This is a genomic window from Apibacter raozihei (assembly GCF_004014855.1).
Classification (GTDB): Bacteria; Bacteroidota; Bacteroidia; order Flavobacteriales; family Weeksellaceae; genus Apibacter; species Apibacter raozihei.
In genome coordinates, this window is the sequence record NZ_CP034930.1 from 663,529 (window position 1) to 688,402 (window position 24,874).

General features: G+C 30.1%; 24 protein-coding genes and 1 tRNA gene. 15 read left to right on the plus strand and 10 right to left on the minus strand.

Annotated features, from left to right (window positions below):
* The first annotated feature begins 2 nt into the window (after positions 1-2).
* Entirely contained in the window at positions 3-1,109 is a 1,107-nt protein-coding gene (locus tag EOV51_RS02935; RefSeq protein ID WP_128149697.1) for a hypothetical protein, read from the plus strand.
* A 577-nt stretch (positions 1,110-1,686) separates the two neighbouring features.
* Here EOV51_RS02935 and EOV51_RS02945 read toward each other — a convergent pair.
* From EOV51_RS02945 to EOV51_RS02965, 5 genes are all read right to left on the minus strand, one after another.
* The gene (locus EOV51_RS02945; RefSeq protein WP_128149699.1) at positions 1,687-2,448 is read right to left on the minus strand and encodes a hypothetical protein; all 762 of its coding nucleotides are present in this window, start codon (positions 2,446-2,448) and stop codon (positions 1,687-1,689) included.
* Positions 2,432-5,497 carry an Eco57I restriction-modification methylase domain-containing protein gene (locus tag EOV51_RS02950; protein ID WP_128149701.1) on the minus strand — a complete coding sequence of 1,022 codons (3,066 nt, stop codon included), beginning with the start codon at positions 5,495-5,497 and terminating at the stop codon, positions 2,432-2,434. Before EOV51_RS02950 ends, EOV51_RS02945 begins: the two co-directional genes overlap by 17 nt.
* A gap of 124 nt (positions 5,498-5,621) precedes the next feature.
* Positions 5,622-5,870: a helix-turn-helix domain-containing protein gene (locus tag EOV51_RS14930; protein WP_394343674.1), complete on the minus strand. Its 249-nt coding sequence runs from the start codon at positions 5,868-5,870 to the stop codon at positions 5,622-5,624.
* Positions 5,871-6,069: 199 nt separating this feature from the next.
* The gene (locus EOV51_RS02960; RefSeq protein WP_128149703.1) at positions 6,070-6,360 is read right to left on the minus strand and encodes a hypothetical protein; all 291 of its coding nucleotides are present in this window, start codon (positions 6,358-6,360) and stop codon (positions 6,070-6,072) included.
* 449 nt (positions 6,361-6,809) lie between these two features.
* Positions 6,810-6,882, minus strand: a tRNA-Phe gene (locus EOV51_RS02965).
* Between the two features lie 167 nt (positions 6,883-7,049).
* Between EOV51_RS02965 and EOV51_RS02970 the strand changes: the two genes are divergently transcribed.
* The 4 genes from EOV51_RS02970 to EOV51_RS02985 all read left to right on the plus strand — a co-directional run bounded on the left by EOV51_RS02970 (position 7,050) and on the right by EOV51_RS02985 (position 11,085).
* A complete protein-coding gene (locus EOV51_RS02970; protein WP_128149705.1) occupies positions 7,050-8,327 on the plus strand; it encodes an aromatic hydrocarbon degradation protein in 1,278 nt (425 codons plus the stop codon).
* A gap of 28 nt (positions 8,328-8,355) precedes the next feature.
* Complete coding sequence (gene lptC, locus EOV51_RS02975; RefSeq protein WP_128149707.1) at positions 8,356-8,931, plus strand: LPS export ABC transporter periplasmic protein LptC; 576 nt, start codon at positions 8,356-8,358, stop codon at positions 8,929-8,931.
* Between the two features lie 8 nt (positions 8,932-8,939).
* A complete protein-coding gene (locus EOV51_RS02980; protein WP_128149709.1) occupies positions 8,940-10,184 on the plus strand; it encodes a hemolysin family protein in 1,245 nt (414 codons plus the stop codon).
* A 106-nt stretch (positions 10,185-10,290) separates the two neighbouring features.
* The gene (locus EOV51_RS02985) at positions 10,291-11,085 is read left to right on the plus strand and encodes a hypothetical protein (protein WP_128149711.1); all 795 of its coding nucleotides are present in this window, start codon (positions 10,291-10,293) and stop codon (positions 11,083-11,085) included.
* A 36-nt stretch (positions 11,086-11,121) separates the two neighbouring features.
* Here EOV51_RS02985 and EOV51_RS02990 read toward each other — a convergent pair whose 3' ends face one another.
* On the minus strand, positions 11,122-11,781 hold the full coding sequence (locus EOV51_RS02990) for a uracil-DNA glycosylase (RefSeq protein WP_128149713.1): 660 nt from the start codon (positions 11,779-11,781) through the stop codon (positions 11,122-11,124).
* A gap of 42 nt (positions 11,782-11,823) precedes the next feature.
* Positions 11,824-13,692 (minus strand): RecQ family ATP-dependent DNA helicase, encoded by a 1,869-nt coding sequence (locus EOV51_RS02995; protein WP_164875237.1) that lies wholly within the window; start codon positions 13,690-13,692, stop codon positions 11,824-11,826.
* A 250-nt stretch (positions 13,693-13,942) separates the two neighbouring features.
* Between EOV51_RS02995 and EOV51_RS03000 the strand changes: the two genes are divergently transcribed.
* The 4 genes from EOV51_RS03000 (at position 13,943) to EOV51_RS03015 (ending at position 19,021) form a co-directional block, all read left to right on the plus strand.
* Positions 13,943-15,067, plus strand: a complete 1,125-nt coding sequence (locus EOV51_RS03000) for an efflux RND transporter periplasmic adaptor subunit (protein ID WP_128149717.1) — start codon at positions 13,943-13,945, stop codon at positions 15,065-15,067.
* A gap of 196 nt (positions 15,068-15,263) precedes the next feature.
* On the plus strand, positions 15,264-17,198 hold the full coding sequence (dnaG, locus tag EOV51_RS03005; protein ID WP_128149719.1) for a DNA primase: 1,935 nt from the start codon (positions 15,264-15,266) through the stop codon (positions 17,196-17,198).
* A gap of 107 nt (positions 17,199-17,305) precedes the next feature.
* Positions 17,306-17,947: a DUF47 domain-containing protein gene (locus EOV51_RS03010; protein ID WP_128149721.1), complete on the plus strand. Its 642-nt coding sequence runs from the start codon at positions 17,306-17,308 to the stop codon at positions 17,945-17,947.
* 9 nt (positions 17,948-17,956) lie between these two features.
* A complete protein-coding gene (locus EOV51_RS03015; RefSeq protein ID WP_128149723.1) occupies positions 17,957-19,021 on the plus strand; it encodes an inorganic phosphate transporter in 1,065 nt (354 codons plus the stop codon).
* Here EOV51_RS03015 and EOV51_RS03020 read toward each other — a convergent pair whose 3' ends face one another.
* Both EOV51_RS03020 and EOV51_RS03025 read right to left on the minus strand, forming a co-directional pair.
* The gene (locus EOV51_RS03020) at positions 19,022-19,456 is read right to left on the minus strand and encodes a nucleoside deaminase (protein WP_128149725.1); all 435 of its coding nucleotides are present in this window, start codon (positions 19,454-19,456) and stop codon (positions 19,022-19,024) included. It lies immediately after the preceding gene.
* Between the two features lie 2 nt (positions 19,457-19,458).
* Positions 19,459-20,376: an ion transporter gene (locus EOV51_RS03025; protein WP_228427700.1), complete on the minus strand. Its 918-nt coding sequence runs from the start codon at positions 20,374-20,376 to the stop codon at positions 19,459-19,461.
* Positions 20,377-20,616: 240 nt separating this feature from the next.
* Here EOV51_RS03025 and EOV51_RS03030 point away from each other — a divergent pair, with 240 nt between their 5' ends.
* The 6 genes from EOV51_RS03030 (at position 20,617) to EOV51_RS03055 (ending at position 24,105) form a co-directional block, all read left to right on the plus strand.
* Entirely contained in the window at positions 20,617-21,093 is a 477-nt protein-coding gene (locus EOV51_RS03030; RefSeq protein WP_128149727.1) for an Lrp/AsnC family transcriptional regulator, read from the plus strand.
* Positions 21,094-21,097: 4 nt separating this feature from the next.
* Positions 21,098-21,790 (plus strand): NUDIX hydrolase, encoded by a 693-nt coding sequence (locus tag EOV51_RS03035; protein ID WP_128149729.1) that lies wholly within the window; start codon positions 21,098-21,100, stop codon positions 21,788-21,790.
* A 123-nt stretch (positions 21,791-21,913) separates the two neighbouring features.
* Positions 21,914-22,315: a hypothetical protein gene (locus EOV51_RS03040; RefSeq protein ID WP_128149731.1), complete on the plus strand. Its 402-nt coding sequence runs from the start codon at positions 21,914-21,916 to the stop codon at positions 22,313-22,315.
* 9 nt (positions 22,316-22,324) lie between these two features.
* Positions 22,325-22,861, plus strand: a complete 537-nt coding sequence (locus EOV51_RS03045) for a YfiT family bacillithiol transferase (protein WP_128149733.1) — start codon at positions 22,325-22,327, stop codon at positions 22,859-22,861.
* Positions 22,862-22,894: 33 nt separating this feature from the next.
* Positions 22,895-23,572: a tRNA (guanosine(37)-N1)-methyltransferase TrmD gene (gene trmD, locus EOV51_RS03050; RefSeq protein WP_128149735.1), complete on the plus strand. Its 678-nt coding sequence runs from the start codon at positions 22,895-22,897 to the stop codon at positions 23,570-23,572.
* Positions 23,573-23,589: 17 nt separating this feature from the next.
* Positions 23,590-24,105 carry a DUF2480 family protein gene (locus EOV51_RS03055; RefSeq protein WP_128149737.1) on the plus strand — a complete coding sequence of 172 codons (516 nt, stop codon included), beginning with the start codon at positions 23,590-23,592 and terminating at the stop codon, positions 24,103-24,105.
* Here EOV51_RS03055 and EOV51_RS03060 read toward each other — a convergent pair whose 3' ends face one another.
* Positions 24,106-24,819 carry an RsmE family RNA methyltransferase gene (locus EOV51_RS03060; RefSeq protein WP_128149739.1) on the minus strand — a complete coding sequence of 238 codons (714 nt, stop codon included), beginning with the start codon at positions 24,817-24,819 and terminating at the stop codon, positions 24,106-24,108.
* Between the last annotated feature and the right edge of the window lie 55 nt (positions 24,820-24,874).

Sequence of the window (24,874 nt, forward strand, 5' to 3'; positions counted from 1 at the left end):
ACATGAGTACTAATATAGAAATGTTTAATGTTTTAAAAGAACAACTTAAAAAAGGAAGTCGTGCAACTATTGGAGATGCTGTAGATTTCCAGACAGAATATGATGATAAAGATGTGAATATAATGGAAAATATTCTTACTGATATTTTAATACGTAATGGATATAAAAAACCTACAAATAAAGATTTCTACGAAAAAATCAAAATTATTTTTAAAAGAAAAATAGATTATTCTTCACAGAATCCAACATTATATGTCAACCTTTTTAATAAATGTAATACACAAAAAATATATTACAAAAATAATGTTATTGATTATACTGGAATTTTTATCTTTAAAAATAAATCCTTTATATCTGAACTTTTATTAATACCAGAAGTAATTGATTATCAAAAAGAATACCCAGAAATTGATTCTTTTGAGAAAGAATTACTCAATGAATACATGAATTCTGATAATGATAAAATAAAAATTATTAAATGGAAAAACATCTCCGATTTAGCTCAGGAAAGGCAGAATAATATCCAAACTTTAGTAAACCGAAACAAATATCTATTTAATGACAACAAAGCAAGTTTTGTTTGGTTAAAATTCAATGATACCTACTTTTTAGAATCCTTAGTGAAAACTTTCGGTTATATGAATGATAAAGAGTTGCTGAAATGGGTAATAGACAAAACCTTATCTGACAAAAACAATAAAGGAGAAGACTTTAATTCTCTTTTCTTTATGAAAGACTGTTCCAATAAATTTGTTTTCCATAAAGAAACTTTTGAAGTATTGAAGGAAAATATAAATAACAAAATGTTAGAAGCTTTAGAAAACTACGTATACTATAGAGAAGAAAATAAGGAACTACAAACTCTTCCCTTTAAACAAAAAGCTCAAGTACTTGCTTATGTTTTATATATAGGAGAATATTTTGCTCAACAGGAAAAATACAGCAGTAGGTTTATGTTTAAATTCATGGGTACTTTCTATGAATTCGACAAGGAAGGAGATAAATACGATGAAGAATTTAAAAAGAACAACTACTACAATCTTTCTGATTTTAAGAAGTTATGGGAACAGGCAAAAGAAGAAGGTGATGGAATAGGATTGCCTATGTAAATAGAATACCCTTTATAGATGAATCTAAACTTACCTCTTATCTTGACGCATATAGTAAAGGTATCTGCAATACTTACTGGCTGATAAAAGATGAAATATATAAATTATTTACTGATTAGGGAGAAACCTTTTCAATATACTTTCTACTCTGGAGGTATTTAATGAAAAGAATATTACTTTAAAAGTAGATAATCTAGCGATAGAGAGTTTAGTAAATGGAAAGCCTAATAGTGCTTTTAAGCTTATTATTAATGTTATGACTAACATAGCTAGATATAGGGCGAGAAACTGTGTAAAGAAGCTAAAAACTATCTGGAAGCAATTCGTAAAAATAAGTGTGGAAAATATTGTTTAAATGTAGAAATGTAAAGCTATACAGATTTAGGTTGTTTACTTTCTGCCTTAGTTGATATATCTCAACAATCTTTATTCCTGAAAGAAGAGATAGTAGAAGAGGATATACGAATTGATATTTACAATCTCTTAGATTTCGCAAATATACTCATTCCTTTTCCTGAGTTGGAGTTGTTGGATGAGATTAAGGATATTAGTATTTGATAATTAGATAAATAATATGTTATTTTTTAGATTCTATATTAATTATAATAGAAGAATAATCCAATAAAAGATGGTAAATTTTAAAAGGCTCTTTCTCTTGAAATTTTTTTCTATGTCTTGATTTGTATGAACCTTGAAACAAATCATTTATTTGATAATGTTTTAAGCAGTCTAAAGTAAGTATTGAAGAACTATCCTCTAATTTTTTATTTATATTTTCTGCAACTAAGTTATGATTTAGTGAAGAAGTTTCAATAAATGCTATCTGCCCTTCAATTGGCAGACGGAATGTTGTTTGATTTCTTTCTGTAAATTTTTTAATATCCTTAATGTATTCATTACAATCATTATAGTCGTTAATTCTTTTACATTCTATAGCAAATTTTATTTCATCATCGGTTTTTTTAGACCATAATTTTTGAATCTCACTTTCACAAATTGAAATATCTATTTTATCATCTCGTTCTTCATTTGTAACAGAATCAATGTAAGTTTTTGTTTCTTCTGGATGAAAGGTTATTTCAACAAAAGGGTTATCAGAAATATGCTTTTTAAAATATTCTTTATTATATGTTTTAGCTAAATAATCATTTACTAATCCATTCCTGACATAACTTTCTTGAGAAATTTTGCCTCTTTTTGAGTAATCATACTTTTTATTATCTGCTAAAGTTTTCTGATAGCAATAGATTATATACTTTATAATTAACTGAATTCGATATTCAGTCAATTTGTTTACGTTAGATTTAAAATTATCAGCAGAACTAATCATTGGTAGCATTACTATTTAGTCGTTTTAATTCAGCCTTTTGAATTGCTTCTTTAAATTCAGCAACGTCATACCATGCCATAGCTCTATGCCAGCACTTATATTCGTTCGGTTTTATTATATAGAATGAATTACTTTCAAATCCTTTAATGTCTTTTTGTATAAATAAATTTTTTGTTACATCCTGAGTATTTGTTATTTGTTCTATAATCAAGTTATTAGCCAGTCTTTTCAAGACCTCTGTTTCATCATTTTTATCAGGATAGATGATTGATTTATTAGGTTTTGAATCTAAAAAGACAAAATTTAATGCAATAAAATGATTTAAAGGATAAATCTCAACTTGTATGAATTCATCATCATAAATCTTTTCAAATTCCTGAATATAAACATTTGCATATTTTTCAAGAAATTCTTCATTAGAATCTACTTTTTTTGTAAACAAATGTTGTTTGCTTTCTTGAAATTGGTATCTCGATACATTTAAAACATAATCAATAAGGTCTTTTTCGTATTCTTTAATTTCGTATAATTTATTAATAGTTGAATTAATTTCATTAAAAATTAAGTTGTTTCTTTCTGCTTCTCCAAAACTAAATTGATTATAAAATTCTATGTATGAATCTAAAAACTGGTTTGTTAATTGAATTAGTCTAATCTTAGTTTTTTTACTTGGTTCAACTAAAGGGAACGATAGATACTCCTCTTTCCATCTTATTTGAGGTCTTGTTGATGTTCCCCAAGAACCTGAAGTAATAAATATGTAATATTCATATAAATTGGAAATTAAAAATGAATAGAGTTGTTTTAATAAATCATCGTCTTTACTGCATAAACCAAAAATCCCTTTTTTATAAACAGAAGCATTTTTATTAAATGAAACAACTATTTCACTTTCATTTTCAGCCTGTTCTTTAAATAATATTTTATTATTATTAAAATTATAAATATGTCTTCCAGCTTCTAAATAAACATCTTTAGAAGTTAAGGTAGTAATACTATTATTAGTGTAGTATTTCTTTATCGAAGAATTTTCGTTTATTGGTAAACCTATCAAAAAATTATAATTATTTTTTGGTGTACCTTTTAGAATGCCTGAACTAGCATGTAAATTTTCAATACTTAATAAATCTAAAATTTTTGTTTTTCCAATTTTCAATATTTTGCATAATAAAGAGAAATCTAGTGTATTACCATATAATGCAACTTTAAACATCCAATCATTTTCAATAAAATGTTTTTGTAATATTTCCTTTTGGTCAAACTTTTCAATAACCAACATTTTGAAATATTTTAAAAATCGATTAGATTTTACAGATTGATGTTTTATAATATTATCGAAATATTCTTTTTCTTTAGAAAGCCTATAATAAACAATACTTGCAGGACTATTTTTTTGTTCAAAAATTAATCTTCTAACAGGGGATAAATCAAAGAATTTTTCAATGCAGTAAGTAGTTAAAAATTCTTTTTTAAATTTTTTAGTTGTATTAGATACATTATAAAAAACTGTACTTGTAACAATTAGAGCTGTTTTTGTGTCATAATTCATAAAATCTTTTGTTCTTAAAAGAAAAGATTGAGCTATTTCAAAATTACCTACAGTTTTGTTATTTTGTTTTAACCAAGTTATGTGTTTACTATCACTTTTTTTACTTTTCCAAGGAGGATTTCCTAAAATAAATTTTGGATAATTTTGTTTTATTACTTCATTAAATTTATGAGTACTATCAAAAAAATTAGCTTCAAATAAGTTTTCATCTAAAAGATTAGGAAAAGGATATTTTTCAACATCTTTGGGTTCTTGGTAATCTAATAAAGCTATATAAATTGAAAAACATGTTACTTTTAAAGCCTCTCTATTAATATCAATTCCAAAAAGGTTATTTTTAGCAATCTCTCTTATCTTATTACTGAATCCTTCTTTATCGTTTTTCCCATTCAGTTCAATCTCTTTTTCAATCATCCTTCGTAATGATTGCACAAGAAAAATCCCTGAACCGACAGCCACTTCAAAAATTGTACATTCAGAAGATTGAGATTCATTTAAATAGTCTTCAACAGTATCATTTAAAATATAATCAACTAAAAAAGAAGGTGTATATACTGCTGAATCTAATTTTCTGGTTTCATCATTAATTAAAGATTCATATATACCAGAAATTACTTCTACAGGAATTATAGAAAAGTCAAAAATTTCAAAAAAGTAACCTTCAAATAAAGAACCTTGTTCTTCTACTTCACCCCTAAAAACATTAGCTAAAAAGTTGGCTTGAGATTGATCAAGTTGAATGTCTGATTCTTTAAATAGAACACCATTAAATTTATCATTTAGATGAATAAAAAGTTGATTTAGACGTTTAGGTTGTTTAATTAATTCACTAAAGCTTTTTCTTTTATCATTGATTGTTTCTCCAGAAATAAGATTCTCATCTATTGTAATTTTTCTATCAATTAAATACCGGATAAATATCAACCTTAATATTAAAGAGTTAGCTTGTTCTTCGGTTAAATTATTTGGTTTATTTTCGTCTACAAGAAAATGTCTAACTTCTTTTATATTTTGGAAGAGTCTTTCATTAACCCTTTTTCTAGTTTCTTTTTTCTTTTTATTCTCTAAATAGCTACTCTGAAACCATTTCCATGTTTCTCCACTTTGTAAATTCCAGAATGAAAATTTATCATCTCTTTCTTCTTCTGTTAAATTTAATTGTTCAAGTTGACCGCTTTTACTATTTTCATTTTTTATATAGTTTAGAGCGTTAAATATCTGAATATCAGTTTTTTTAATTATAAAAATTATTGGAGAGCTATCAAAAGACCAAACCTTTTTGTGAATTTCATATTCACGAATAGAATTATTGTCTTTTGTTAAATCAAAAAATAAAATAAAGGGCTGTTTATTAAAAACATAAATAGCATCTGGTTGAATAGTTTTTATTCTATTTTTAATATCTGTATGAAAATCAAAATCAAAAGTATCTTTTTCTTTATTTCTAAAGAAAACTACATTTATTAAGCCTAATTTGGTTAATAACTTATTTAGCTGAATACTTCCCAATCTTTATTTTTTACAAATTTACTATAATTCTATAGACATTTAGTTTTTTGTACTTTTCCTTTTTAAAATTAATAACTATTTTCAACTATTTCAAATTTTTAGCAATCAATATTTTCAATATAAATTAAATATCAAAAAAATAATTTAGTTTAATATCCAGAGCTTTACACAGAATTAAAGCAGTTTTAAAAGTAATATTAGTTCTTCCGTTTTCAATTCTTGAAATTGCTGTTTTTTCTAAGTTGCATAGAGATGCTAAATCATTTAAAGATATTTCTTTGGATTCACGTATTGATTTAAGCCTCTTACCTAGAACTTTCTTATAAGCTAAAAATTTATCTTCATCTATGTTTGGATATTTAAAATGATAAATATTCTAGTTTCTTCTTCTATTTCAAGAAAACATAATATATTTTTTAACATATATATATTCTGTTCCTAATTAATGAATGAATATAGAATTTAAAATAGCAGAATCTACAATTAAATAATAGTAGAAAATTTATAGAAGAGTAATAAATATATAACTCGATATTAAGGATATTTTGAAGAAATTGTTGAAGCTTTTAAGTTTATTTTTTATATTCTTGTAACTCTTGTCCCTTAGCACTAAGATATTTTCTACTTATTTCTCCATCTTTATTTTTAAGACAAACTTTTACCCTTTTAATAACAAATTGAGTACCTATTGGATAAATTTTAATATCCCTATACACCTTGCTACTCTCTATTAAAATATGGGTTGGTGCATCTTGATTATCTAGGGCTCTAATTCTTACTCTATTAGTTTCTTTTTCGAAGAAACTTTCACACTTTAGATTTTCAATATACTCTCCTATCTTTAAATTATCCATTTTAGACATAACAAATATTTTATTTCAAATATAATTCAAAATTATATAAGATAAAAAAACTTTAAATTCGGGAGATTAGAGTCTATATATATAGAGAGAGAGTAGCCACCTTGTTTCAAAAAAGAAATTCAATTTCTTTTGATAGGTGTGGCACTGTCCATTTCATATTTAGTCTAAAATTTTTCAACTTTTTTATTTAGTTGCTCTCGTTTGGTTACTGCTATAACCTATTATTGTTCTGTATAGTATTTCATTGTGTTTTTATACAAAATAGTTATACAAAAGGAAAACTTATTTCTCTTAAATATATTATCAATAAAGAGTTAAGAATTGTTTTCTACTGAAAAGTAAAATGTCACGTGATTAGTAAAATAATTTTGGTTGTACACTTCGTTGTATACTATGTAAAATAAAAATCCATAATCTTTTCTTAGAGAATTGATTATGGATTTTTGAAGTGGTACCTCTTGGAATCGAACCAAGGACACAAGGATTTTCAGTCCTTTGCTCTACCAACTGAGCTAAGGTACCTCAGAATTGGATTGCAAAGATAGAGCTTATTTTTTAACTTCAAAATATTTTTCAAAAAATATTTAATTTTTTTTTCCGTTAAAGTCTTTAACATAATTTTTGTAATCAATTATTTTTATAATCGGTACATTATTAACATCTTTGCACATTGAAATAAATTTCACTGAATGAAAATTAAAATAATCAGAATATTATCAATTCTTGCATTCACTAATTGTATTTATGCACAGCAAACTTCTACTTCTGCCTATTCATCTATAGGATTAGGAGAAAGTAAAATTAATTCAGACTTAACCCTGTCCTCAATGGGAGGAATAGGTACCTCATACATTTCTGACTTTGCTAATGAAGCCAACTTTGCAAATCCAGCTGCTAATATGAATCTTCGTTTTACCAGCTTTAATCTGGGAGTTAATACAGATTATAATAAAGCGAAAACTTCAACGGAAAGCAGTGGACGATCGACGACTTACTTAGCCAACGTTTCAATTGCATTTCCTATAGGAGATAAATCCAGAGCCGGTTTAAGTCTACAACCCTACACCAACATGGGATATGACATGAATATTAATACTCAGACTACTTTAAACCAAAAATCAGTATTAAGTGGCAGGGGAGGTTTAAATTCATTCAGCGGATTTTATTCCTATAACATTACCGATGAATTAGCATTAGGTGCTAAAATAGGTTATGTTTGGGGAGAGCTTAAAAAAGAACAGGAAAATTCGGTTGAGGGCTCGACTCTTATTTCAGGAATATCCAATAAAAAACAATATGGTTTTTTCGATTACACTTTAGGAGCTGCCTACCTTAAAAAATTACCAAGTGATCATTTGTTAAAAATCGGTGCCACTTTTACCCTTGGTCATGATGTAAGCACCAGCGTTCACTATTTATATTCCAGTTACTACTACAACACTGACGGAGCTAAAACTTCCGTGGATACAATTCGATACACGCGAGGTGATCATGATACCAAGCTTCCTTCTTCTTTTTCATTAGGAGTTGCCTACGGGAAAGAGCAGAAATGGTCATTGGCAGCTGATTTCAAATATACTAATCAATCCAAGCTATCCATTCCTGAAGACATAAAAAATAACTTAGAATATAAAAATAAATACCGGGTTTCCTTAGGTGGCTGGATTTTACCTAATGTTAATGGTTTTAGGTCTTATTTTGAAAGAGTTATTTACAGATATGGTGTTTATTATGAAAATACCGGTATAGAGTTGTATAACAACACCATTAATCAGTATGGAGTTACAGCCGGTGTAGGTGTTCCATTAGGAAAAGCCGGAAGACAGGATCCTTCTTTATTAAACCTGGGAATAGAAGTAGGACAACGCGGGACTACATCTAATGGATTAATCAAAGAGAACTTTTTTAACTTTAAAGTAGGATTCAACTTTGATGATCTTTGGTTTAGAAAAAGACAGTATGATTAAAAAATAAATCCTGCAATTACATAATAACATGAGAATCAGGTTGTTTTCTGCTTTTAATTTATTGCTTGCTGGCGTATTTTATATAGTTTCAGTATCCTGTTCCGATGATTCAACTAATAAACTGGGAAAAAAAAGCACTAATTTTGTCTCCCGTAAAATATTCAATGCGAAACTCATACTTTCGGATTCCGTTTATACGACCATCACGTTAAGGGCTCCGGAAATTGAGGAGTACGAATATTCTGAAACCCCATATACTCTTTTTCCTAAAGGAGTTGATATGGATTTTCACGAAAAAGATAAAAAGCAACCCGGTCATTTAAAAGCAGATTATGCTAAAATTATTGAAAAAACCGGTTGGTATGAAGCCAGAAACAATGTGGTAATTATTAACTCAGATAATGACACTTTAAAAACAAATGTTTTGTTTTGGGACAAAAACAACAGGAAAATATTTACTCACGATACGGTACGCATATATCGAGGTGATGGAGTTACTACTAATATTTCAACCCAAGGGATAGAAGCTTCTGAAGACTTTAAAAATTTTAAGCTTAAAAACAATTCAGGAACGCTCCCATACAATAATGATATGAAACAATAAATATTACAATGACTATCATTATAATATCCACCTTTTGTGTTTTCTTTTTTTCCGGTATGAAAGAGGCTTTTCTTAATTCCAACAGGATGCTTCTTGAATTAGAAAGAAAAAAAAATTTCTGGTTATCTAAGTTAAACGTTTACCTGGGCGATCATCCCAAACGTTATTTAGCAACACTTACAGCAGGATACATCATTTCTATAGTATTTTTAGGATATTTCTCTATTCTTCATTTGGGACAGGGATTTTTATTGATTAATAATTCTGAATATATTTCCCTTTTATTGACATTATTTTTAATTTTCAGCTTTTTATTAATACTTATTTTCGTTTCAAGAGTTATTTTCACTGCTTATTCTGATACACTTCTAAAAATTTTATCTCCTCCAGCTTTTCTGTTTTACATAATTTTATCTCCATTAACGTTACTCTTATCCAGATTTCTGACTTTCTTCCTGATGACAACTGAGGAAAAAAACTCTGATACAGAAACTCCACTGGTTATAAAAGAAGAATTATCGTGTTTTATTGATGAAAAAATTGAAAATTCTTCTGATAAAGCTCACATCGATGCAGAAGTTCATTTTTTCAAAAATGCTTTAAAATTTTCAGATTTACAGGCCAGGGATTGTATGATTCACAGAAAAGAAATTATTGCCGTAAATGTGGAAGAAGAAATTGAAACACTAACTCAAGCATTTAATGAAAGTGGTTTTTCTAAAATTCTTATTTTCAGAAATGTGATAGACAATGTTATTGGATATGTTCATATATTTGATTTGTTTAAAATGCCTAAAAGCATCAAACACATACTATTGCCGATTGAAATTGTACATGAAACATCTTCTGTGCAGGAAATTATGAACCGTATGTTAAAAAAAAGCCGGACTATAGCGGTTGTTCTTGATGAATATGGAGGAACTTCGGGGCTTATAACTCTGGAAGATATTGTAGAGGAACTTTTCGGAAATATTGAAGATGAGCATGACAAATCAGATTGCACAGATAATCAAATTGATTCTCACCATTTTTGTTTTTCTGCCAAACTATCTATTGAGTATCTTAATCAAAAATATAATCTGAATTTACCGGAAAGTAACGAATATTCATCGTTGGGTGGTTTTCTTATCAGCTTAACAAGAAATATTCCGTTACAAGGAAGTGAAATTCAATTCGAAAATAAAACTTTCTCAATAACACAAGTTTCCAATTCTAAAATAGAAGAAGTATATTTATCTCTTAATGCGAATTAAAATTGAAAAATTCGTTTTTTTTATAAAAAAATAACTGTTGCAAATAAAAAATATTTCAGTACCTTAGTACACTGAAATATTTATAATTGATTAATGCATAATGATTATGAAAAGAAACTATACTATTTTCTCATTATTAATAAGTTTTTCCATATTTGCCCAGAATAATAAGGTAAGACCTTCTTCGAGCGGGGACGTAGCTTTTAGAGAAGTAGACGGAAAAATAGAATTATTAGCGAGCAATTCACGTTCAGGTGTTCCTTCATCTTCTTCTTTTTCATCACCCAATGATGTCATTATGACTCAGGATGAATTAGGAAACAAATATTGGTATATTATTGACGGAACCATTGTAAAAAGCGAAATAGTTACCCGAACCGGTATCACTTCTTACGACAAAGAGAATTCTCAACCGGCAAAAGAAGCTCAATCATCCAGCGTACCTGAAAAAACTGTTATTTATGATAGTAAAAAGACTGAATTAATTGAAGTTCCGGAAACAAAAGGTACTCAGGCTACAGATTCTCAAATAAAAATCATAACTACAGAAACTAAAAAAATTGAAGACGTACCTGTTCAAAAACAAATAGATAATCCTGTTGTTGATACTAAATCTTCGGATTCAGAAGGAAAAACCAAACAAATCATTATCGAAGAAATTGAAGAACCGGCTATTCAAACACAACCTGTCGAAACAAACCCTAAAGTAACTGAATCATCTGATAATCAATTGGACGAAACTATTCAGATTACCAAAGACGATGTTGGTAACACCTCAGATTTATTTGAAAAAAATTATGAGGATATGAGTAGAAAAGAAAAGAAGTTATACAAAAAGAACGAGAAAAAAATAATGAAACAACTTGAAAAAGAATTGAAAAATCAAAAAGATTCTGAATAAGTTGAATAAATAATCTAAAAAAATAACCCCTATTTACTACCAGTGAATAGGGGTTATTTTTTTAGCCTCCAATAACTGATTAGTCTGACTGAAAGGTTTAGAGCCAAAAAAGCCTCTGTGTGCAGATAATGGAGACGGATGTACCGATTTTATTATAAAGTGCTTATTTGTATCTATAAGATTTATTTTCTGCTGAGCGTAACTTCCCCACAGTACAAATACAATATTTTCTTTTTCATCTGAAATCTTTTCAATGACTGAATCCGTAAAAGTTTCCCAGCCCTTTTTTTGATGAGAGCCTGCTTCATGCGCCCTGACCGTTAAAGTAGCATTTAGTAAAAAAACCCCTTGTTCTGCCCAGGAAGTTAAATTCCCTGATTTTAAATCAATTTCTAAATCAGTTTTTAATTCGGACATTATATTTCTTAATGAAGGTGGAAAAGCAATTCCTTCTGGAACCGAAAAGCATAAGCCCATCGCCTGACCTACGCCATGATAGGGATCCTGTCCTAATATAACAACTTTTACCCGATTGAAAGGGGTAAGGTCAAAAGCTTTAAAAATATCTTTACCTTTAGGAAAGCAGGTATAAGTATTATATTCATTTTTAACAAATTCAATTAATGAAGTAAAATACGGTTTTTCAAATTCGGAAGCCAGAATTTTTTTCCATGAAGGTTCTATTTTTATATCCATACACTTTTATAAGCTAAAGTAAAACATATTTTTTTAAAAAAGTCAATTTATAGAATATGTATTGAAATTTAATAACTTAATCCTATCTTCTGATAGTAGTTCCTGCAAGTACTCATGAATCTCGGCTACCGAATTGGAATCAAATTCTGTATATATATCTTCTCGGGTCCTTGGCTCAATACATATAAAATTTAAGAGTTCATTCAAAGATAATTTGGGTTTGTTTTTTTGTATGCAAACATCACATTTACCACAATCATGTTTAGCCCTTTCTCCGAAATATCCTAATATGAGCCTCATTCTGCAATGTTTTTTATTCTGAATAAAAAACTCAAGTTCCCTAAACTTATATAGCTTATTTTCCTGAATCTGGCGGAATTTATTCCAATAATCCTCTAAAATAAGTGTATCACTTCTGGGTATGAGGAAATATATTTTTTGCCTGTTTCCATCTACATAACTAATATCTCCCGTTAAATTGTATTTTATAAAGGTACTGTGAAGATGCTCGTAAGAAATCCCTAGTGTTTCAGATAATTTTTTTTCATTAATTTTAACCTGATATGAAAAAACACCGGTGATAATTCTGGCAATTTTTTCCATAAGAAATGAATCTTTGCCAAATGAATGGTAATCTAATCTTTCAACAGGAAATTTCAACTGAATTAAACTATCGGATGTATCATACTTCCACTGCAAAACTCCAGAATTATTTAAATATTCCAAGACGGAAATAATTTTACTTTGAGAAAGCTCTGTTCTTTTCTGAAATTCCTGTAAATCAAAATCAAAAATATTTTCAGGCAATTCGTTAGGAGCTATACCGTAAAAGGAATACAGGTAACGGACAATCTTATTATAATCTGCACGTGTAGGTATTGAAGAAGTTAAAACCGATGAAATATCGGAAAATTCACTTTCTGACCAAAACAGGAAAGCAAAAGATAAATTTCCATCTCTACCTGCTCTACCCACTTCCTGGTAGTAATTTTCTAATGAATAAGGAGGAGAAAGATGGATAACTAGTCTTACATTTTCTTTATCAATTCCCATTCCGAAAGCATTAGTTGATATTAATACTTTTGAATCACTGCTCGTCCATTCTTTTTGTTTTTTCACTTTCTCGTGAGCAGGTAATCCAGCATGAAAAAAATCTACATCAAAACCTTTGCTTTTCAAAAGCTGAGATAAATTTCTGGTTTCATTACGCGTTCTGCAATAAATAATTCCTGAGCCTCTATATTTTTTTAATACCCTTTCAATCTGGCCAATTTTATCCTGAGTATTAACTATTTGCAAAGCCAGATTTTTTCTTTCGTATGACTTTTTATAAAGCTGTACATCTTTAAGATTCAACTTTTTAATAATTTCCCCTAAAACCTTTTCAGTAGCAGTGGCAGTTAATGCCATGCAAGGTGTCTGATAACCAATATATTTTCTAAAATCTTCAATTTGCTGATAAGAGGGTCTAAAATCATTTCCCCATTCCGAAATACAATGGGCCTCATCAACTGCCAAAAAAGAAATTTCAATATCCTTAACTATCTCAAGAAAAGTACGGTTTAGCAGTCTTTCGGGTGATACATATAATAATTTTAATTCTCCATTCCTTAAGCTTGTGAATGAAGCTGTCTGTTGTTCAGCCGTCTGATCTGAAGAAATGTAGGCGGCAGGAACTTTTCTTTTTTTTAATTGAAATACCTGATCTTTAATAAGTGCCAATAAAGGAGAAACTACTATACAGGTTCCTTGTCCCATCAGCGCCGGAACCTGGTAACAAATTGATTTCCCCGCCCCGGTCGGTAAAAGAGCTATGGTATCATTGCCTTCCAAAATACTTACAATAATTTCTTTTTGTGGATCTCTAAAATTCTGATATCCCCAATATAATTGTAATATTTTATTTGGCATTGAAAAATCCATCAAGGCAGACATTTGGTATTTACTCTCACAAATATATTAAAATCTTAACATTTACATTTTTTTAATTCTTTTTTCTGTTAATTGTTTACCTTATATTTTCGTAATTTCAGTTCAGGCTTCAATTCAAAAAATTGTCTAACACAATTATTCCCAAATAAAAAAATTATCTTTGCGTAACAAAATAATGAATTATTATACTTATTAATTATAGTATTAAAAAAACAGAAATAAACTGGTCATGAAAAATAAAGCTCTTAAGATTACTTTGCTAATTATTTTTTTGCTACTTTTAATCTACAGCCTATGGTATGTCATCAAAACCAATACCCAGGAAAATGCGGAGTATACAACTGAGACGCCAGTAATAACGACTATTGAGCAAAAAGCGATAGCTACCGGAAAAATAAATCCAAAAGAAAAAATTGATATAAAACCCAATATCTCCGGAATTATAAAAGAAGTATTTGTCAAAGAGGGTGATGAAATAAAAGTAGGAGAACTTATAGCCACTATAAGGGTAGTTCCTGTGGTAGCATCCGTCAATACGGCAATGCAATCAATTAATTCAGCTAAAATTCAGCTAAATAACCAACAAAGAATTTTTAACCGTCAAAAATTACTTTATAGTCAGGGAGTTATTTCTCAACAGGAATATGAAAGTTCGGAAACCGAGTATAAAATGGCTCAACAAACTTTAAAACAAGCCCAACAGGAATATGAAATAGCCAGAACCGGTATTGCACCCGGACTTGAAGATCTAGCCAGTATTCAAATTCGTTCCACAGCTAATGGTATTGCTCTGGAAGTACCTGTAGAAGTAGGAGACCAGGTAATTGAGGCTAATACTTTTAACGCAGGAACCACTATTGCGTCAGTAGCAGATACAAGTAAAATGATTTTTGAGGGAAAAGTTGATGAATCTGATGCTGGAAAAATGACAGAAGGAATGCCATTAAAAATTGTAATAGGCGCATTACGGGATAAAAGTATTGATGGTAAACTTTCTTTTATTTCTCCACAAGGAAAAGAAGAAAACGGGGCTGTTAAGTATGAAATCAAAGCCGATATTTTAAAACCTGAAAATGTTACCATCAGAGCAGGCTATAGCGCTAATGCTGAAGTAATATTAAATGAAAGAAAAAATATACTTGCTGTAAGAGAAGCTCTTATACAGTATGAAAATGATAAACCGTTTGTTGAAATTTTACAGCCTAATAATAAATTTAAAAAAGTTTTTATAAAACTTGGCCTTTCAGACGGTCTTTTTGTTGAGGTTCAGGGCATCAACAAAACCGATAAGATTAAAATATGGAATCCTAGCGAATCAGATACGGATAAAAACAATAATAATCAGCAAGAGTAATATTAAACAAAATATTTAAACCTCTATTGATAATCAGACAATAATCTTTGTTGCGATAAATTTTCAGGCCATAGTTGTCAAAAATTACACTTAGCCATCTGGCTAATTTGTCCACTATAATTTAACTATTCTTGTATTATATTGAGTTTACTTATCAAATTTAGAATCTAATTATAAATAATGTATTTTTGTATTTATGATTTCTAAAGAAACTATAGATAAAATTTTCTCAACAGCCCGGGTTGAAGAAGTTATTTCCGATTTTGTAAATCTAAAAAAATCTGGAAGTAATTATAAAGGTTTAAGTCCTTTTGTTGATGAAAAATCACCTTCTTTTATGGTTTCGCCTGCTAAGCAAATATGGAAAGATTTTTCTTCAGGAAAAGGCGGAAATGTGGTAACCTTTATTATGGAGCAGGAGCATTATACCTATCCTGAAGCATTAAAATATTTAGCCAAAAAATATAACATTGAGATTGAAGATGATTTGGCAGAGCTTTCCGAAGATCAAAAGGAACTTCGGCTCAATAAAGAAAGTTTATACCAGTTATCCGAAGTAGCAAATGAATATTTTCAGGATCAACTTTGGAATTCGGAAGAAGGTCAAAACATTGCATTATCTTATTTTAATGAAAGGGAGTTAAGAGGAGAAATTATTAAATTATTTCAATTGGGATACTCTCCCAAAAATAAAAATTCTTTTTCACAATTTGCCTCAGATAAGGGATATAAAAAAGAAATTCTGGAACAATCAGGTCTTAGTATATTCAGAGAGGATTACATTCTGGGCATAGATCGATTTCGAGAGAGGGTTATCTTCCCTATTCACAGTTTTTCCGGAAGAGTTTTAGGTTTTGGTGGACGTATTTTACAAAATAATGCAAAAACTGCTAAATATCTTAATTCCCCGGAAAGTGAAATTTACCATAAAAGTAAAATATTATATGGTTTATTTCAGGCAAAATCGCATATAACTAAAGAAGACAATTGCTTTTTGGTAGAGGGATATATGGACGTAATCTCTCTTCATCAAAACGGGATAAAAAATGTAGTAGCATCTTCAGGAACTTCTTTAACCGTAGATCAGATCCGATTAATTAAACGACTTACGGATAATATAACCATTTTATATGATGGAGATCCTGCCGGAATTAAAGCTTCGTTTCGAGGAATTGATATGATTCTGGAACAGGATATGAATGTTCGAGTTCTTCTCTTTCCGGACGGAGAAGATCCCGATAGTTTCTCACGTTCTCACACATCTGAAGAACTTTCTGAATTTTTTAAAGAAAATGTTAAAGATTTTATACAGTTTAAGACGGATGTATTATTAAAAGAAACTAAGGGAGATCCCATTAAAAAGGCAGGCCTTATCAGAGATATTGTTGGTAGTATAGCTTTGATTAAAAACCTTATCCAAAGAGAAATTTACGTTAAAGAATGTTCAAGGTTATTAGATATTTCAGAACAGGTTCTGTTTAGTGAACTTGCCCAGATTACGCAACAAAACACTCAATCTCATACAAATGAGTTTCGAAAAGAGCTAAAACTTCAGCCTGTAGAATCTGCAAAAAAGGAAGAGGTTGATTTTACTTATAAAATCGAAGAAGACATTCTTGATTTAATGCTTTCTTTTGGGAATTATGAAATACTGATCAATTACATGGAAGATGAAGAACCTTATAAAACAACCATTATAGAGGAAATAGTTCAGCGTTTTCGTGAAGATGACATTCAGTTTTCCATAGATTTTTATAATAAAGTGTTTGCAGATATTGTTGAAGGAATAGAAAATAATGAATTACGAACAGGCGATTTTTTTGTTAAATCGGAAGACGAAGAATTTACAAGATTCGCAGCAGAAAAAATGTTAAAAAAACATTTCATTAGTGAAAACTGGCAGGTAAAGGAAATTTTTGTTCCTACACTGGAGCAAAATCTTTCCAAAAACACCAGAGATGTCGTTTTAAAATACAAAGCTCTGAAAATTCTCGAAATGAAAAAAAAATTGGCAGGAGAGCTTTCTGAAAGTGAACTCACAGAAGACAGAAGGGTTGATATATTTAAGCAGATTATGAATCTTGATAAGTTGCTGAAACAAATTCATGGATTGGAAAACCGAATCATCTGACAAAGTTCATATAAAGCTTAAATAAAATTAATTCTTGAGTTACAATTCTGTTAATATAAAAATCAATATATTTGCCACAGAAAAGAAAGTAAACTAAAAATAAAACTATGGGTATTAGTGCATTTTTTAGATTATTTCAACCGAAAGATAAAGTATTTTATAGTTTGTTTGAACAGGTTGCAGATAATTTAACCGCTATGTCGAAAGACATGGTGGAAGGAATGAAATCACCAGACACAATCACGGAAGCGTTCTACAATAAAATGGAACACTATGAACATGAAAATGATAAATTAACACATAACATTTTTATTGAGTTAGGAAAAAACTTTATTACTCCTTTTGATAGAGAAGATATACATCAGCTAGCCTCTTCTTTGGATGATATTGCCGATTTCATATATGCTTCTTCCAAGTACACACTACTTTATAAGTCTCCTTACATCTCAGCTTACTCTACGTTTGCGAATCTTATAAATGACAGTACCTTGGAGCTTAAGAAAGCAATTTACAATATGCGTGATTTTAAAAAACCTAAAGAGGTTCTTGTCTCTTGTGTAGAAATCAATCGTATTGAAAATGTAGCAGATGATGTTTTCAGTAAGGAACTCAGTGCTTTATTTGAAAGTAAAAAAGATGTATTGGATATTATCAAGATAAAAAATGTTTTGGAATATTTAGAAGATGTTACCGACAAATGTGAAGAATCAGCTAACATTATCGAATCTATTTTAGTTAAATATTCTTAAGTAACTCCCATGACTTTACTTATTACTATCGTAGTATTAGCCTTAATATTCGATTATATTAACGGATTTCACGATGCGGCAAATTCGATTGCAACTATTGTTTCAACAAAAGTTTTAACTCCCTTTCAGGCAGTTCTTTGGGCAGCATTTTTTAACTTTGTTGCCTATTTTGTTTCCCTGCATATTATTGGAGAATTCAAAATAGGAAATACTATAGCTAAATCTGTGCACGAAAACTTTATTACACTTGAAGTAATTTTTTCTGGACTTGTAGCCGCAATCATCTGGAATTTATTTACCTGGTGGGCAGGGATTCCATCTTCTTCATCTCATACGCTTATTGGTGGCTTTATAGGAGCAGCTATTGCGCATATTGGAGGTTTCAGCGAAGCGGGTCAGGCCGTTATCAATTATCCGGTAGTTATTCCTATTATCCTGTTTATTTTCATAGCCCCTTTTGTAGGTATGGTTATGTCTTCCATAATTACTTTAATAATTATAAACATTTGCCGAAAGGCAAATCCTTTTAAAGCAGATCAATGGTTTAAAAGGCTTCAGCTGGTTTCTTCAGCCGCATTTAGCATAGGACACGGAGGGAACGATGCTCAAAAAGTAATGGGTATCATTGGTGCCGCATTTATTTTTTATGAAGTAAACGTGGTCCATGCCGCTGAATATGTTAATCTGTCTGCGACAGAACGCTTTCAGCATTTTACTGCAGATTATTGGTGGGTACCCATCAGCAGTTTTATAGCTATCGCTTTAGGAACTATGTCCGGTGGCTGGAAAATTGTTAAAACTATGGGAACTCGTATTACTAAAGTTACTCCTTTGGAGGGTGTTGCAGCGGAAACTTCCGGAGCTATAACTTTATTTTTAAGTGAACACTTAGGCATCCCGGTAAGTACTACTCACACTATAACCGGCTCTATTATTGGAGTGGGATTGGTAAAAAGAGTTTCAGCAGTTCGCTGGGGAATTACTATAAAGTTATTGTGGGCTTGGGTCTTAACCATTCCAGTAAGTGCTGTATTAGCTATGATAGTATATTGGTTTGTAAGTCTTTTTATGTAATTACATTCTCTTAGATCTGAAAAAATCCTGTAGTAATTGTGAACATTCATCTTCAAGTATACCGAAAACATATTCTGTCTTAGGATGTAGTTGTATTCCCTGAGAAATAAATCCTCTTTTTTTATCTGAAGCTCCAGTAACTACCCGGCTGATTTGGGACCAGTATAATGCACCGGCACACATGACACAAGGTTCCAGAGTTACGTATAAAGTACAGCCGTGCAAATATTTTGCTCCCAAATAATTACTTGCCGAAGTTATCGCCTGCATTTCTGCGTGTGCAGTTACATCTGTAAGAATTTCACTTAAATTATGTGTTTTAGCCAGTATTTTATTATTTGCTACAATAACCGCTCCTACAGGAACTTCATCTTTTTCATAAGCTTCTTTTGCTTGCTGTAAAGCAATTTTCATATAATTCTCATCCGTAAACATCTTTATGATTTTTTCTCTTGCTTTTTATTAACTTCATCCTCTGCCGGTTCATTTAGTAAGTGTCCGCAACGTTTACAATAAATGGCATCAATTTCATGATTTTCAGCCATACAGTAGCGACATATCTGCGTATTCATGAGAGAGTTTTTATTCCGTCTGTATTCTACGGAAATTAAACCCGCCGGTACGGAAATAATAGAATAACCTAAAATCATTATCCCTGAGGCAATAATTTTCCCTAATATTGTAACAGGCGCAACATCTCCGTACCCAACTGTAGTTAAAGTAACTATTGCCCAATACATAGATTGCGGAATGCTTGAAAAGCTTTCCCGATTGTGTCCTCCTTCGATCACATACATTAATGCGCCTAATATCAGGGTGGTAATTAATATAAAATACAGAAACACAAAAATTTTCCTTTTACTGTTACGCAAAGAAATAAGAATCATGTTACTTTCGTCTACATAATTTCCTAATTTTAAAACTCTGAAAATTCTTAACAATCTTAAAATACGTATAATTGCTAGATAGTGAGATTGTATAAAAATAATGCTAAGGTATGTAGGCACAATGGATAATAAATCTATAATTCCATAAAAGCTAACCACATATTTTTTAGGATTTTTAACACTAATAAGCCTTAAGGCATATTCAATAGTAAAGGATATTGTCACCCACCAGTCCAGAATATAAAGCCAGAAACCAATTTTGTTATTTATCCCTCTTACACTTTCTAACATGATAATCAGTGTACTTAATGTGATAAAAAACAAAAGAAGTACATCAAATATTTTTCCTTTGTATGTGTCTGATTCAAAAATAATTTCATGAAGTTCAAATTTCCATTTGGCACTTCCCATTCTTTGTTTTGAATTAGATCCTTCGAAAAAAAATTTTATTCTTTTAAAAAATTTCATCACAAATCGGAATTATTATAATCAGTTCTGAATAAATTTATTATTTTTCATATTAAATAATAACAAATATAAAAATAAAATAATGTATACTTGGAAATATTCCTTATTTTTGTCTGATTGATGGTGATTTTGCTCATAATTTACATTATTTAGATAAAAACTTAAATACTGTCTAAATAAATTTCATATATTTGCAAAATAAGAACAAATTAATTTAACAAACAATAAATTTACTTCATCATGAAAGAAAAATTTTATATAGACGACACAGACAAACGCATTTTACAGTACTTGTCTATTAACACAAGAATGCCATTTACAGAAATCGCAAAAAAAATGGATGTTTCTGCAGGTACAATTCACGTAAGAGTTAAAAAAATGGAAGATGCAGGAGTTATTAAAGGAACTTCCTTAAACATTGATTATTCCATTTTAGGATATGGTTTTATTGCCTATGTTGGTATATTATTAACCAAATCAAGCAAAACTCAAAGTGTTCTTGAAAAACTTGCATTAATTCCAAATGTAACAACTGCTAATGTAATTTCAGGAAAGTATAACATTTATTGTAAAATAAACGCTAAAGATGCTGAAGATGCTAAAAATGTTATTTACAAAATAGATGATATAGATGACGTTTTAAGAACTGAAAGTATGATTTCTCTTGAAGAGAACATCAACGATCAGAACAGATTAATGGACGCTCTATTCAAATAAAATTATGTCACCCGAAGAAAAAGAAATCTATTTTAATGTAGCTATTTCAACCTCTTTGGTTTTATTCGGGTTTGACGGGGAAAAACTACGTGTTTTACTCAGAAAGAAAAAAAACGACCCTTTTCTTGGAGCAATGCTTCTTCCTGCCATATATGTAAAAGCAGATGAAAGCATTGATTCCAAGGTTAAGGAGTTGTTATATTCCCACACAAACGAAGAAAAAATATACATTGAACAGCTAAAGGCTTTTGCTAAAGTTTTTAGAAATCCTTTAGGAAGAGTCATCAATGTTGCCTATTACGGCACTGTCAAACTGGATGAAAAGCTATTAGAGTATTCCAAAAGCAGGAAAGAAGAATGGATTGAATACTCTAAAATTCCCGATCTGGCTTTCGATCACAACGAAATTATTGAATATGCTAAAGAACGCTTAAAACGAAGGGTTAAAAGAAGACCTATAGGCTTCTATTTATTACCTGAACACTTTACCATTTCTCAACTTCAGAAATTATATGAAACTGCACTCAACCGGGAAATGGATAAACGAAACTTTAGAAAAAAAATATTCAACTCTCAATTAATTATAGAAACGGATCTAACTGACAATTCAGGTTCAAGAAAATCTGCCAAATTGTTTAAGTTTGATGAAGAAAAATATGAAAAACTGAGCCTCAAAGGTTATGATTTTTTATTTTAAAACACTTAGACCTCCTGTTTTTAACTTTTATTGACAATTTATTTTAAAATTTAATGTTCCTGTTTCGATTAAATATTTTTTTTACCTTTACTTTGCCTAAGGGTAGTAAAATAAAGAATAGTTATGAGCAGTGATGAAGAAATTTTTGGTAAACGTCCAAAAGAATATTTTGAAGTAAAAAATAAAAAATCTGTTGGATTTTTATTATCTTCCCTTTACATGGGCTTTATGGGAAGCATACCCATTCTTCTGGGTATATTAGGATTTATGAAAATATATTTCCCCGGAGCTCCTCAATGGTTTTTTGTTTCAAATATTATTTTTGGTATTTTAATGATCATTGGCTCCTACGGAACCTACAATTTTAAAAAAAACGGAATCTATTTATTTACCGTTTCTTTAATTATTGATATTCTTTTTCATCTTTCATTAGGTTTGGAAGAACTGGATGCCATACACGGGTTATATTTCTTTATCGGATTTGCTTTAGTACCAATTATTCCCCGATGGAAATTTTTTAAATAATTTTAATTTATGAACATTGAAAAATTGAAGTATCCGATTGGAAAGTTTAAAAAATCCCAAAATTTAACAGCTAAAGATCTATCAATATTGATTCAAAAAATGGAATCTTTACCCAAAAGATTGTTAATAGAAGTATCTGACTTGTCAGAAAAACAGTTAGATACTCCTTATAGAGAGGACGGATGGAGTATACGGCAAGTAATTCATCATCTGGCAGACAGTCATGTGAATTCTTTTATTCGTATTAAGCTGGCTTTAACAGAAGAATTACCTGCAATCAAGCCTTATAAAGAGGAACTATGGGCTGTACTGGACGACTCATTAAATGCTCCTATTCGACCATCTTTACAAATAATTGAAGGTGTACATCAAAGATGGGTAATACTACTCAAAAAATTGTCTCCGGCCGAAATGAAAAAGTTTTTCAAACATCCTGACTTTGACGAGCCTGTTAAGATCGAAGATGCTATAGAGATGTATTCCTGGCATGGAGAACATCATCTTGCCCATATAACGACATTGAAAAATTTTAAAAACTGGAATTAATTCACCTGCTATTATAAATAAATTAAGAAATTCATGAGAATAGATATCATCAGTGCTGTTCCTGACATACTGAAAAGCCCCTTGCAGGAATCGATTATGAAGAGGGCTCAGGATAAGAAAGTAGTTGAAATTCACTTTCATAATCTAAGGGATTATGGTAAAGGCAATTATAGACAAATTGACGATACTCAATATGGAGGTGGTGCAGGCATGGTGATGATGGTGGAACCTATAGATAAATGTATTTCGCAATTACAATCAGAGAGAGTTTACGATGAAGTTATTTATATGACTCCTGATGGAGATACCTTAAATCAAAAAACCTGTAATCATTTATCCTTAAAAGAAAATATCATTATTTTATGTGGACATTATAAAGGGGTAGATCAAAGGGTAAGAGATTTATTTGTTACCCGTGAAATATCTATAGGTGATTATGTCCTAAGTGGTGGAGAATTGGGAGCCTGTGTCTTAGTTGATGCTATTGTTCGCCTGTTACCTGGTGTTCTTAATGATGAAACCTCTGCCCTTTATGATTCTTTTCAGGATAATTTATTAGCACCCCCTGTATATACCAAACCAGAAGAATATAAAGGAATAAAAGTTCCTGAGATTTTATTAAGTGGTAATTTTCCTAAAATTGAGGAATGGAGACATGAAATGTCCATAAAACATACACAGGAAAAAAGACCTGATTTATTTAATGAATAACTCTAAAAAAGTGACGAATGGATGAAATTATAAATAAAGTAGAAAAAAGCGGTTTAATTACTTTTGATTTAGAAGATTATTATCCTAAAGAATCCCGGCATGTATTTGATTTAAAAATCTATTTATATGAAGAATTAATTTTAAGAGAAAAAGATTTTCGAAAATCTTTAAATGAACTTGATTGGACCCAATATCAGAATTCCTATGTAGCTGTACATTGCTCTTCAGATGCTATTGTTCCCTCATGGGCATATTTACTTGTGGCCAGTTATTTAACCGGATATGCTAAAATGATTTCTTTTGGTACCTTACAAGATCTGGAAAGGGATATATATACCGAAATTATTCAAAGTATAAATGCAAATGATTATATAGATAAGAAAGTAATTGTAAAAGGTTGTTCAAATAAGCCTGTCCCTCAAAATGCATATTTACAAATCATTCAAAAACTAAAGCCTGTAGTTTCTTCTCTTATGTTTGGCGAGGCCTGTAGTACAGTTCCTATATATAAAAAGAAGAAAACTGAATCCTAATTAAGTTTGAGTTTTTGAAATTTGAGAATAATAATGGGCGCCAGCAATAAATATACCGGCTGTTTCCGTCCTGAGCCTATTTTCTCCTAAGCTTACTCCTCCTACGCCAGATTCGTATAAATCAGATATCTCTTTTTTTGAAAAGTCTCCTTCTGGACCTATCATAAAAGTAATTGCATCAGATATACCTAGAGCTTCATGTATTGGGCTTTTTTCATATTCTTTATAACAATGGGCTACCCATATTTTACCGTTAGATTCTGTATGAACGAAATCTTTAAACGCTGTCAACGGATTCAATATTGGAAAAAAACGCTGCAAAGATTGTTTACAAGCACTTTCTAATTGTTTCTCTAATCTCTCTAGTTTAAGTGTTTTTCTTTCCGAATTAGCACATAGTAACGGCGTAATTTCTGAAACTCCCAACTCAACTGCTTTTTCTAAAAAAAATTCAAACCGATCAATATTTTTAGTGGGAGCTATAGCTATGTGTAAATTAGTTTTAGACTTTTCTGTATCCGGATAAATTTCAATAATTTCAACTTCAGCTTTTTTTCCTGAAATTATCAAAGTTCCTTTCGCTAATTTACCTGCTCCATCTGTAACATAAATTTCCTCTCCACTACTCATTCGAAGGACTTTAACTATATGATGAGCTTCATCTTCTCTAATCTCAACATTATCTTTAAAAATACTACCTATAAACAACTTCATTAAAACTATAATTTACTATTGGTTAACAAAGATAAATAGAAATATGAAATTTTTT